Source organism: Burkholderiaceae bacterium, from assembly GCA_024235995.1.
Taxonomy (GTDB): Bacteria; Pseudomonadota; Gammaproteobacteria; order Burkholderiales; family Burkholderiaceae_C; genus Ottowia.
In genome coordinates, this window is record JACKLI010000001.1 from 3,076,180 (window position 1) to 3,087,918 (window position 11,739).

Below are 11,739 nucleotides of genomic sequence, written 5' to 3' on the forward strand. Positions count from 1 at the left end.
GATCAGTCCTCGAATGCCGATGACGAACTGACCGCATCTGCTTCAGGCGGAAGCTCCTGCGCGCTCAGGGTCTGGCCCTTCTGCAAGATGCCCACTGCGACCAGATAGCCCTCCAGTTGCGCCTGCATCTTGGCGTCGAACTTGTGCAGGTTCAGCCTCCCCTTGCTGGTCACTTCGATGGTGACCACCTTGGGGCGTGTCCGGCCCGGCTCGGGCGGGTAGTAGAGATTGACCTGCGCCGCCGTCACCGCCCACTGACCTTCCAGCGGGCCGGGCAGCTTCTCCTTCAGCAGCTCATGCACCGAACGTTGCTGGCTGGACTGCATCGCGGTGCATTCGATCTTCAGCGCGGTGTCGGGGCTGAGGAGCGTGAGCGCCTTGAGCTGCACCATCGAGAAGCCGTCCTCGAACGCCTCCGGCGCATCGAAGCCGGTACGCAACATCGACAAATCCAGGGTGGGCGACTTGATCCGGTGCGCGTTCGCCTTCACGCCGAGCACATGCTCGGCGAAGGCCTCGACCAGCATCTGCTGGTACTTCGCGCCGCCGCGTACCAGCGTGCGCACCACGCCGGTGGACTTGGCGTACTCCAACACCATGTGGATGTTGGGATTGCCGACGCGGCGCTTCAGGGTCGAACCCTCGAACTCCAGCCGCAGCATGGCCATGTCCTTGACGTGGACGGTGAGCAGGAACACGCCGGGGCTGCGCTCGACCAAGTGCGCCACGCTGCTGTCGCCACACTGCATTTCGCGCTTGTAGAAAGCCGAGATCGCGTGGCGCAGCGCGGCCAGGTTGGTGTCCGAACCGTTCGGCTGGCGCTTGAGGCCCAGATCGTATTGCTGGGTCTGCGGCCCGTGGTGCTCCCAGAAGCTGAAGTCGTAGGCGCGCTCGAACAGCGTCGGGTGGTTGACGTACAGCCAGAACGAGCGATGGACGTCGCTGCGGCACAGCGTCAGGCCGGCCAGTGCGGCACCGTCTGCCACCACGGCCTCAAACATCGCCTGCTTGCCCGCCGCGTCGCCCAGTTGGACTGCGGCCATGAGGTTGGCGATCATCTGGTCGCGGGCGGCGGTGTCGGGCCACACCTTGACCGCCTCCACCAAGAACTGGCTGGTCTCCGGCATGTCGTCCCACGCGAACCCGTCGGGCACCGGCAGGCCATGCGTGGTCAGGAAGTCGCGCAGCGTGGCATCCACCGGCAGTTCGAGCATCACGTCGACAAAGGTTTTCTTCATCTTGTTCGTCCTTTCTGGATCGGCGTCGGAGGTCTGCGACCGATGTTCGGGCTGCACGGGCCAGCGACAGGGTTACTGAACACGTAACTCGTACAAGTAAAGTCACGAGATACAAGCGTGATTCTGCCCCTCGGATTTCCGCTTGTCAATCAACGGGGCACATCTAGACCTTTTATGTATCTCGCGGCTATACTGTGAGTCTTGTTTTCATTGATTGACCGTTTACCTACTACAGGAGCATCGCCATGGCTTCGGCGTTTGGAGCACGCCTGCGACGCTTGCGCGAGGCGAAGAAGCTGACCCTGCAACAGGTCGCCGACGCGGTCGGCTGCACCAAGGCCTACATCTGGGAGCTGGAAATGAAGGATGGGCAGCGCCCCACCGCCGAGCGGATTCAGAAGATCGCCCAGGTGCTCGGCGTGACGATGGAGGATGTGATGGGGACGCCCATGCAGCAGGCACCCGAAGCTAGCCCCGAGGATGTGGCGTTCTTCCGCGAGTACGCCGGGATGACCGACGAGGAGAAGGATCGCTACCGGCAGGCACTCAAGATCATGTTCCCCGACAAGAGCCAAGGCGGGGACTGAGGATTGAGCGCAGCGCAGACCCTCACTGGCTCCATTGCCGCCAACACCGTCCAGAAGTGGTTGCGGGCGTGGTACAGCACGGGCATGCCCGACGCCATCGATCTGGAGATCGTCCGGCAGATGCTGCCGAGCACGCCCTACGGCACAGGCGCGCGGGAGATCAAGGCGCCGATGGTGCTCGACGTCGACAGTTGCGAAGGCATGCTGGTGCGCAACCCGAAGGATGCGGCCGAGTGGGGCATCTTCTACAACGGCAAGGCCAGCCCTGAACGTCGACGCTTCACCATCGCCCATGAGCTGGGCCACTTCATCCTCCATCGCGGCCAGCAGCAGAGCTTCAACTGCGACAAGGAAAGCGTCTACTCCGGCGTCGACACCATCCGCGTCATCGAACGCGAAGCCGACGACTTCGCCAGCAACTTGCTGATGCCCGGCGATCTGCTGCGTGACTGGATTTCGAACCAGCGCATCGACCTGCACGTCCTCAGCGCAATCGCCAAGCGGTTTCAGGTTTCGTTCGAGGCGCTGTGCATCCGCTTCATCAAGTTCACCACGCAGCGCGCGATCCTCGTCTATTGGGACAACGGCTACGTGAAGTACGAATGGCGTAGCAGCAGCGCCGTCAAGACGCGGGCGCGCATCCGGCGCAACGCCGATCCGCAGGAACCGCTGCCGGGCACGCTGGCCGCCGACGCCAGCGTCGATCAGGAATGGGATGGCACGGAGATGTCCGCCGCGATCTGGTGTCCGGAGGAAGCGCAGCACATGAAGCTGCGCGAGTTCAAGCACAGCTACGGCGCCCGTGATCGCATCCTCACGCTGCTACTGCTCGAAAGCGCAGAGCCGCGCGCATGGGATCGGTCATGGCAGGACGGTGAGAGTTTCGACAGCTACGATCAGTTCGTCTCGAACGGGCAGTTGCCGGATCAGCGATAGTTTTGAACGAATCAGGAAAAAGAAAATGGCCCGCTGTTGATTCATTTCCAAAGCTGGGCCATTTCGGGACGCATTCACGTTGAAATTTGAGCCACGTTGCCGCTCTATCCTGCTGAATTTTTCAGCACGGGGGAGCAGGAGTGATCAACGTGAGCACATTGAGCAAGTTACGCCGCCTCGTGCTGAGGCAGGACGTGTCGGTGCGCGAGGCCAGCCGGCGCCTGGGCATCTCGCGCAACACAGCCACCAAGTGGCTCAAAGACGGGCAGATGGCCGAACCCCGATACCCGCAGCGGGTGTCGGGCCCCAGCATCCTGGATCCGTACAAGGAGCAGTTGAGCCAATGGCTCAAGGCCGATAGCCATCGCAGCAAACGCGATCGACGCGGGATCAAGGCCATGTTTGAGGCGCTGCGCGCGCAGGGCTACAGCGGCAGCCGAGGGCCGGTCTACGCCTTTGCCCAGCGCTGGCAGCAAGAGCAAGGCAACGCTGCGCGTGGTGCGGGGTTCGTGCCGCTGAGCTTCGAGTTGGGCGAGGCGTTCCAGTTCGACTGGAGCTGCGAGTACCTGTTCATCGGCGGGCTGCGCCGCCGCCTGGAAGTGGCACACACCAAGCTGGCGGCCAGTCGCGCCTTCTGCCTGGTGGCGTACTACAGCCAAGCGCACGAGATGCTGTTCGATGCGCACGCACGGGCGTTCGCCCTCTTCGGTGGCGTGCCCCGGCGGGGCATCTACGACAACATGAAGACCGCTGTGGACAAGGTCGGCCATGGCAAACAGCGCAGCGTCAATGCACGCTTCGAGGCGATGACCGGGCACTACCTGTTCGAGCCGGAGTTCTGCAACCGGGCCGCCGGCTGGGAGAAGGGGGTCGTGGAGAAGAACGTTCAGGATCGGCGCAAGGACATCTGGCGTGAGGCCAGCGAGCGGCGCTGGGGGACGCTTGGTGAACTCAACGACTGGTTGCAGCAGGCCTGCGTGAAGGCCTGGGCTGAGATGAGTCACCCGGAATGGACTCAGCTCACGGTGGCCGATGTCTGGCAGGACGAACGTGCTCGTCTCATGCCCAACCCCCGTGCGTTTGATGGCTACGTGGAGCAGCCGGTACGGGTCTCTGCGACCGCACTGATCCACTTCCAGCGCAACCGCTACAGCGTGCCGTGTGAATGGATTCATGCGGTGGTCAGTCTGCGGGCCTACGCGGATGGCCTGCTGGTGGTCGGGCCCGATGGGCGACAGGTGCGCCTGGCGCGCAGCTTCGAACGTGATCAGACGCTCTACGACTGGATGCATTACATCGCGCTCATCGAGCGAAAGCCCGGCGCGCTGCGCAACGGCGCGCCCTTCAAGACCATGCCCGAGCCACTGCAGGAAATGCAGCGCCAGTTGCTGCGCCACAGCGGTGGCGACAGGGTGATGGCGCAGGTGCTCATGGGGGTGAGCCTGCATGGACTGGAGGCCGTGGTGGTGGCGGTAGAGCTGGCGCTGCAGTCCGGGCGGGTGAGTGCCGAGCACGTGCTCAACGTGCTCTCGCGTCTGAAGGAGCAGCGCGTGCCCGAGCCACCGGTGGCCACGATGCTCAAGCTCAACACGCCGCCACTGGCCAACCTGCAGCGCTACGACGCACTGCGCAACGTCCAGCCTCATGAGGCATCACCGGAGTCCGACCATGCATGACGTCATTGATGCCCTCAAAGCGCTGGGCCTGCACGGCATGGCCAGTGCCTGGCCGGAGGTACTGGGCACCGCCCGCATGAAGTCGCTGGATCATGAGGCCGTGCTGCACCAGCTCATCAAGGCCGAGACCGCTCAGCGTGAGGTGCGTTCCATGGCTTACCAGATGCGCGTGGCGCGCTTCCCTTCGCACCGTGACCTCGCCGGCTTTGACTTCGCCCACGCGCAGCTCGACGAAGCACTGGTGCGCCAGTTGCACACCCTTCGCTTCGTGGAGTCGGCGCACAACGTGGTGCTGGTTGGTGGCCCCGGCACGGGTAAAACCCACCTGGCCACGAGCCTGGGGATCGAGGCCATTCGCATGCATGGCAAGCGGGTGCGCTTCTTCTCAACGGTGGAGCTGGTCAACGCCCTGGAGCTGGAGAAGGCGCAGAACAAGGCCGGGCAAATGGCGCACCGCCTGATGTACGTCGATCTGGTGATCCTGGATGAACTGGGCTACCTGCCATTCACGCAGTCGGGCGGCGCGATGCTGTTCCACCTGCTCTCCAAACTCTATGAGCGAACGAGCGTGGTGATCACCACCAACCTCACCTTCTCGGAGTGGAGCAGCGTCTTTGGAGACGCCAAGATGACCACGGCCTTGCTTGACCGGCTCACGCACCATTGCCACATCGTCGAGACGGGCAACGAGAGCTGGCGATTCAAGCACTCCAGTGCCGCTGGCGCGGCTCCCCCAAAGCAACGCCCAAAGAGCCAGAAAGGAGATCGAAAAACAGCAGACCCGATAGACTTATCCACAACCGAATAGTCAAAGAATCCATCAACCCAGTGGCTCAATATTCAACGTGATCACTGGCTCAGTTGTGCTGATGAATCAACAGCGCCAGCCGCAAGCCCAACAAGATCGTGCCCTGCAAGTTCGCCGGGCAGGAAACGCACCTGCGCGCCGATGGCTCATCCACCGCGATGCGCAGGAAGGATGGCGAAGTCAACGGCTGGACGCACGCGGGCCAGCCGACGCAGGACATGCGCATTCCTGATTCGGTGATCCGCGTGATGCGCCACAAGGGCAAGATCGGTCAGGACATCGATCATCCTGCCGTGTTCCCGGTCGCGCTGCCGGAGTTCGTGATCGAGGCCTATTCGAACGCTGGCGACATAGTGTTCGAACCCTTCGGCGGCAGCGGCACGACGATGCTGGCGGCCCAGCGCAGCGGTCGAGTCTGCCGCACAGTCGAGATCGCCCCTGAGTACGTGGATGTCGCCATCAAGCGCTTCCAGCAGAACCATCCGGGCGTGGCCGTCACGCTGGTGGCCACCGGCCAGCCCTTCGACGACGTTGCCAAGGATCGTCTGGCCGCGACGGAGGCCGCGCAATGAACGCCTCCTGGTTTGCCGACAAGATCGAGCAGTGGCCGACGGCCAAGCTGCTGCCCTACGCCCGCAACGCGCGCACCCATTCGGATGAACAGGTCGCGCAGATCGCCGCATCGATTGCCGAGTTCGGATTCACCAATCCCATCCTGGCGGGCAGCGACGGCGTGATCGTCGCCGGCCACGGGCGGCTCGCCGCCGCCCAGAAGCTTGGACTGGAGGTGGTGCCGGTGGTAGTGCTCGATCACTTGAGTCCCACCCAGCGCCGGGCCCTGGTGATCGCGGACAACCGCATCGCCGAGAACGCAGGGTGGGATGACGCGATGTTGCGCATCGAGATCGCCGCTTTGCAGGACGATGACTTCGACCTCTCGCTGACCGGCTTCGATGCCGATGCGCTGGCTGAATTGATGGCGGGCGATGAGCCGGAGGGTGAAGGTCAGACCGACGACGATGCGATGCCTGAAGTGAGCGAGACGCTGGTCTCGCGTCCGTGCGACGTCTGGCTGCTCGGCGGCCATCGGCTGCTGTGCGGCGACGCCACCAACGCCGAAAGCTACGAGCGCGTCCTGGACGGCGAACAGGTGGACATGGTCTTCACCGATCCGCCGTACAACGTGAACTACGCCAATACGTCGAAAGACAGACTGCGCGGCAAGAGCCGGGCGATCCTGAACGACAACCTCGGCGACGGCTTCTACGACTTCCTGCTGGCGGCGCTCACGCCGACCATCGCCAGTTGCCGAGGCGGCATCTACGTGGCAATGTCCTCCAGCGAACTCGACGTGCTGCAGGCCGCGTTCCGCGCCGCCGGCGGCCACTGGTCGACGTTCATCATCTGGGCCAAGAACACTTTCACGCTGGGCCGCGCCGATTACCAGCGCCAATACGAGCCGATCCTCTACGGCTGGGCCGAGGGCGCGCAGCGCCATTGGTGCGGTGACCGCGACCAGGGCGATGTCTGGCAGATCAAGAAGCCGGCGAAGAACGACCTGCACCCGACGATGAAGCCGGTGGAGTTGGTGGAGCGGGCGATCCGCAATTCGAGCCGTCCGGGCAACGTGGTGCTCGACCCGTTCGGCGGCTCGGGCACGACGCTGATCGCCGCCGAGAAATCAGGACGGCTGGCGCGCTTGATCGAACTCGACCCCAAGTACGTCGATGTGATCGTGCGCCGCTGGCAGGACTGGACCGGAGAGCAAGCCACCCGCGAATCCGATGGGGTGGCGTTCGACGATCTGTCAGGACTCGGGCAAACTCGGGTAGAGGTCGCCGCTGCTGATATCCGCAACGTAAGTGACGTTGCGGAATTCGTCGGCGTGGTCGGCAAGGATGACGCCGCCGACTGACTGGATTGCCACACCATACTTGCGGGTGAGCGCAGTCAGTTCGGCGACGAACTTGTCGTAGTTGGCTTCGATGGTCAGGTTGGTGGTGACTGCGGCCATGTCGTTCTCCTCAGGCGGCGAGTTCTTCTTCGACGATCTCGCAGTGAATCACGAAGCCCGTCAGGTAAGGCAGGCCGCGCGGGATGCCGTAGTCTTTGCTGGTCTGGCGTCCGATCTTCCAGCCCATCCACTGCTCGGTGGCGGCGTGGATCGCGTCCGCCAGGGCGCGGCCTGCGTGCATCTGGTTCAGGACATCGTCCGCGAAGTGGCGTCCGTGCCGGCTGTCGAGGAAGGCCCGGACCGAGTCGAGGGGTTGGTGCGTGGCATCCGAGATCGCGGTCATAGCCGTCGGCCAGGCTGCGGCGGCGTTCTCGTTCATCGTTCCCCAAAAGCCCCAGGCGTCGTTCCGGGTGGCGGGGATCTGGTTGGTGTTGTTCATCGTGGGCTCCTTGCGGTTGATCGTTGCGACACACGTAGTAACGCGCTGTTCGATTGAGAAGCCAAGTTGTTCCTGGCTTCTTTCTCGATCTTTTCGATTACCCGAGGCGGGCCACGTAGCGGGCGTAATCGCCGCCCTCCGGGTTGATGTACAGATAGGGGCGACCCGGCGCCTTGACCTCGACGCAGAGCTAGCCGTCGCCGGTGCCGCCGCCTTTGCCGCGCAACCAATCGCGCGATACCAACAAGCTGCTGGCAAAGGCGTCGAACTCGGCCGGGGTCAGTTCCTTGGTCTCGGTGATGTAGACCTTGGTCTGTTCCCTGCCAGCGACCTCGCCGAGATCGGCGGGTTTGCGTGCGAACGGCAGGCGGATGCTCAACTCCTCGACCTCGATGGTGTTTGTGCCAATCCGCAGAGTGCAAGGGGTGCGTTCGATGGTGATGGTCATGGTGCTCATAGCTGTTCTCCTTGGTATGCGTCGTCAATCACGACATCAGCATGAACGCGCTGTTCGACAGGGAAGCCAAGCGTTTTCAAGGGTGGTGGCGATGGATGTTTCGGGGGGGCAGGCAGGGCCGGCACCCCGGCGCTGATCACGCAATCCGATACACGCGCTCGCCGCCCTCGGCCTTGTCCGAGACGATGGCGAGTCCGAGTTTTTTCTTGAAGGCCCCGGCGAAGGTGCCGCGCACCGTGTGCGCCTGCCAGCCGGTGATATCGCAGATCTGGCGGATGGTCGCGCCCTCGGGGCGCTTGAGCATCCGGATGACCTCGGCCTGCTTGCTGTTCTCGCGGGTGCGCGGCGTGGCCTTGGCCTCCTGCTTCCACGTGGCTTCGGCGGCAGCGACGTCCTGCTCCAGTTCGGCGTCGAACTGTGGCGTCGGCTGCTGGACGCCGGGGCGCGGCATGCCCAGCGCGTCGTAACCCTCGGCGGCAATGCGCCAGCCCTCGCCGTCAGGCGTGATGAGGGCGCGGTTGAACATGCTCTCCAGCACTTTCTTGCGCGCGCCGCCTTTGACGTTATCGGGGAACCAATCGATCTTGCCGTCGCTGGAGTGGATGGCCTTGGCGAGGATGGCGTGCTGGGCCGGGGTCAGTTGGATGGTGCTCATGGTCAGTTCCTTTGCAGTGGTTGATTGGGATCGTGATGAACGCGCTGTTCGCCGGTGAAGCCAAGCTCTTTCTGCTTCAACGCCTGCGGAGCGACGAGATGCCCGCTTCGGCCAGTTCAAGGGCCGCGGCATGGAACGCGGTTTCCGCGATCCAGGGTGCGTCCCGAGCGTCATCCAGCAGTTGATTGACGACCGACTTGGCTCGTGTGCGCATCGAAGCGCATGCAGCTTCGAGTTCGGCATTGCTGGCGGAGGCGACCTCGTCGCGGCAGGCGCGCACCAAGACCGTCATTGCGGCTTCGGCGAGCTTGACTGCAAGGGTGTCGGGGGCTGGGTTGTTCATCGTTTGTCCTTTCGACGTGATTGATGGCGTGACGTGATGAACGCGCTGTTCCCGATGGAAGCCAAGCTCTTTCTCGACGAAGGACGAACACATGATTGAAGGTGCCGATGGGAATCTCGATTCGCGCCTACGCGCGTCACCGTGGCGTTTCGGACGCGGCTGTGCGCAAGGCCATCGCTGCCGGGCGCATCACGCCGGAGTCGGACGGAACCCTTGACCCGCAGCGCGCCGACGCCGAGTGGACGCGCAACACCGAAGCGCCGCGCACCGGCACGCGCGCCCATGCCGTCAAGGCCGTCGTGCCGCCGGAAACCGCCACCGCCGCGCCCGTGGGCGACGGTCAGGCTGCCTTGCCTACCGGCGGCGCGTCGCTGTTGCAAGCGCGCACAGTCAACGAGGTGGTCAAGGCGCAGACGAACAAGGTGCGGCTGGCCCGCCTGAAGGGCGAACTGGTGGATCGGCCGCAGGCCATCGCCCACGTCTTCAAGCTGGCGCGCTCCGAGCGCGACGCGTGGCTGAACTGGCCCGCGCGCATCTCGGCGCAGATGGCGGCCAAGCTCGGTGTCGATCCGCACACGATGCACATCGCCCTTGAGGCGGCGGTGCGTGAGCACCTGCAGGAGCTGGGCGAGATGCGCCCTCGGGTGGATTGACGATGGACATGGACTACGAAGGCGCGGCCGAGATCGAGCGCGCATGGCGCGAAGGGCTGACGCCCGATCCTCTGCTCACGGTGTCCGAATGGTCGGATCGCCACCGGATGCTTTCCAGCAAGGCATCCGCCGAGCCGGGGCGCTGGCGTACCAGCCGCACGCCATACCTGAAGGCGATCATGGACTGCCTGTCGCCGACCTCGCCGCTCGAACGTGTGGTGTTCATGAAGGCCGCCCAGCTCGGCGCGACCGAGATGGGCTCGAACTGGATCGGCTACGTGATCCACCATGCGCCGGGGCCGATGATGGCGGTCTGGCCGACGGTGGAGATGGCCAAGCGCAACTCCAAGCAGCGGATCGACCCGCTCATCGAGGAGTCGGCGGCGCTGGCGGAACTGATCGCGCCGGCGCGTTCGCGCGACTCGGGCAACACGATCCTCGCCAAGGAGTTCCGGGGCGGCGTGCTCGTGATGACGGGCGCGAACAGCGCCGTCGGTCTGCGGTCGATGCCGGTGCGGTATCTGTTTCTCGACGAGGTCGACGGCTATCCGCTGGACGTCGAGGGCGAAGGCGACGCGATCTCGCTGGCCGAGGCGCGCACCCGCACCTTCGCGCGCCGCAAGATCTTCATCGTGTCGACGCCGACGATCTCCGGGGCGAGCGCCATCGAGCGCGAATACGAGGCCAGCGACCAGCGTCGCTACTTCGTGCCGTGCCCGCATTGCTCGCACCGGCAGTGGCTGCGCTTCGAGCAGTTGCGCTGGGACAAGGGCGCACCGGAGACGGCGGCCTACATCTGCGAATCGTGCGACGAGTCGATTGCCGAGCATCACAAGACCTGGATGCTGGAGCACGGCGAGTGGCGCGCGATGATCAGCGACGGGCCCGGCAAGACCGCGGGATTTCACCTGTCGTCGCTGTACAGCCCGGTGGGCTGGCGCAGTTGGCGTGACATCGCCGCCGCGTGGGAGAGCGCCGTCAACAAGGAATCGGGATCGGCGGCTGCTATCAAGACCTTCAAGAACACCGAACTGGGTGAGACCTGGGTCGAGGAAGGCGAAGCACCCGACTGGCAACGGCTGGTCGAGCGCCGCGAGGACTACCGCATCGGCACGGTTCCGCAGGGAGGACTGCTCCTGGTGGGCGCGGCCGACGTGCAGAAGGATCGCACCGAGGCGTCGATCTGGGCCTTTGGGCGCGGCAAGGAGTCCTGGCTGGTGGAACACCGCGTGCTGATGGGCGACACCGCCCGCGACGCGGTGTGGAAGCGCCTCGCCGAGTTGATTGCGGAGAACTGGACGCATGCCTCGGGCGCGGCGATGCCGTTGGCCCGGTTCGCGCTCGACACCGGCTTTGCGACGCAGGAGGCCTACGCTTTCGTGCGCGCCTGCCGCGATTCGCGCGTGATGGCGGTCAAGGGTGTGCCGCGCGGCGCGGCCCTGATCGGCACACCAACGGCCATCGATGTCTCGCAGGGCGGCAAGAAGCTGCGCCGGGGCATCAAGGTGTTCACGGTGGCGGTCGGCATCGCCAAGTTGGAGTTCTACAACAACCTGCGCAAGAACGCGGACGTCAGCGAGGACGGCGTGACCACGGTCTACCCGACCGGCTTCGTCCACCTGCCCAAGATCGATGCGGAGTTCATCCAGCAGCTCTGCGCCGAGCAACTGATCACCCGCCGCGACCGCAACGGCTTCCCGGTGCGCGAGTGGCAAAAGATGCGCGAGCGCAATGAGGCGCTCGACTGCTACGTGTACGCCCGCGCGGCCGCGTCAAGCGCGGGACTGGATCGCTTCGAGGAGCGCCACTGGCGGGAACTGGAGCGCCAACTCGGGATGGAGCGGCCACCGGATGAGCCGCCCCCGATTCAAACATTTGACCCAGACGAGGCCACCCAACGCGGTGGCCTCGCTGTTTCTGCAACCCCATCACGCCGGCGCGTCATCCGAAGCCGATGGCTTCGCTGATCCCCGCTGGTTGTCCTGATCTGCAA

The 11,739-nt window shown here is 64.5% G+C and carries 10 protein-coding genes and 3 pseudogenes; 8 read left to right on the forward strand and 5 right to left on the reverse strand.

Features of this window, described 5'->3' with window-relative positions:
• Positions 1-2: 2 nt before the first annotated feature.
• Entirely contained in the window at positions 3-1,238 is a 1,236-nt protein-coding gene (locus H6927_14740) for a hypothetical protein (protein MCP5219355.1), read from the reverse strand.
• 245 nt (positions 1,239-1,483) lie between these two features.
• Here H6927_14740 and H6927_14745 point away from each other — a divergent pair, with 245 nt between their 5' ends.
• From H6927_14745 to H6927_14770, 6 genes and pseudogenes are all read left to right on the forward strand, one after another.
• The gene (locus H6927_14745) at positions 1,484-1,825 is read left to right on the forward strand and encodes a helix-turn-helix transcriptional regulator (protein MCP5219356.1); all 342 of its coding nucleotides are present in this window, start codon (positions 1,484-1,486) and stop codon (positions 1,823-1,825) included.
• Between the two features lie 84 nt (positions 1,826-1,909).
• The gene (locus H6927_14750) at positions 1,910-2,761 is read left to right on the forward strand and encodes an ImmA/IrrE family metallo-endopeptidase (protein ID MCP5219357.1); all 852 of its coding nucleotides are present in this window, start codon (positions 1,910-1,912) and stop codon (positions 2,759-2,761) included.
• 149 nt (positions 2,762-2,910) lie between these two features.
• Positions 2,911-4,437, forward strand: a complete 1,527-nt coding sequence (locus H6927_14755) for an IS21 family transposase (GenBank protein MCP5219358.1) — start codon at positions 2,911-2,913, stop codon at positions 4,435-4,437.
• Entirely contained in the window at positions 4,406-5,245 is an 840-nt protein-coding gene (locus H6927_14760; GenBank protein MCP5219359.1) for an ATP-binding protein, read from the forward strand. Before H6927_14755 ends, H6927_14760 begins: the two co-directional genes overlap by 32 nt.
• 77 nt (positions 5,246-5,322) lie before the next feature.
• Positions 5,323-5,817, forward strand: a pseudogene (locus H6927_14765) (site-specific DNA-methyltransferase).
• Positions 5,814-7,034 (forward strand): annotated as a pseudogene (locus tag H6927_14770) (site-specific DNA-methyltransferase). Before H6927_14765 ends, H6927_14770 begins: the two co-directional pseudogenes overlap by 4 nt.
• Positions 7,035-7,269: 235 nt before the next feature.
• Here the strand turns inward: H6927_14770 and H6927_14775 are convergent.
• The 4 genes and pseudogenes from H6927_14775 to H6927_14790 form a co-directional block, all read right to left on the reverse strand.
• Positions 7,270-7,638 (reverse strand): hypothetical protein, encoded by a 369-nt coding sequence (locus H6927_14775; GenBank protein ID MCP5219360.1) that lies wholly within the window; start codon positions 7,636-7,638, stop codon positions 7,270-7,272.
• 97 nt (positions 7,639-7,735) lie between these two features.
• Positions 7,736-8,095 (reverse strand): annotated as a pseudogene (locus tag H6927_14780) (hypothetical protein).
• 136 nt (positions 8,096-8,231) lie between these two features.
• Positions 8,232-8,750: a DUF3489 domain-containing protein gene (locus H6927_14785; protein ID MCP5219361.1), complete on the reverse strand. Its 519-nt coding sequence runs from the start codon at positions 8,748-8,750 to the stop codon at positions 8,232-8,234.
• A gap of 76 nt (positions 8,751-8,826) precedes the next feature.
• Positions 8,827-9,093, reverse strand: a complete 267-nt coding sequence (locus H6927_14790; GenBank protein ID MCP5219362.1) for a hypothetical protein — start codon at positions 9,091-9,093, stop codon at positions 8,827-8,829.
• Between the two features lie 107 nt (positions 9,094-9,200).
• Here H6927_14790 and H6927_14795 point away from each other — a divergent pair, with 107 nt between their 5' ends.
• Complete coding sequence (locus H6927_14795; GenBank protein MCP5219363.1) at positions 9,201-9,746, forward strand: elements of external origin; 546 nt, start codon at positions 9,201-9,203, stop codon at positions 9,744-9,746.
• Between the two features lie 2 nt (positions 9,747-9,748).
• The gene (locus H6927_14800; protein MCP5219364.1) at positions 9,749-11,713 is read left to right on the forward strand and encodes a phage terminase large subunit family protein; all 1,965 of its coding nucleotides are present in this window, start codon (positions 9,749-9,751) and stop codon (positions 11,711-11,713) included.
• Positions 11,714-11,739 lie beyond the last annotated feature (26 nt).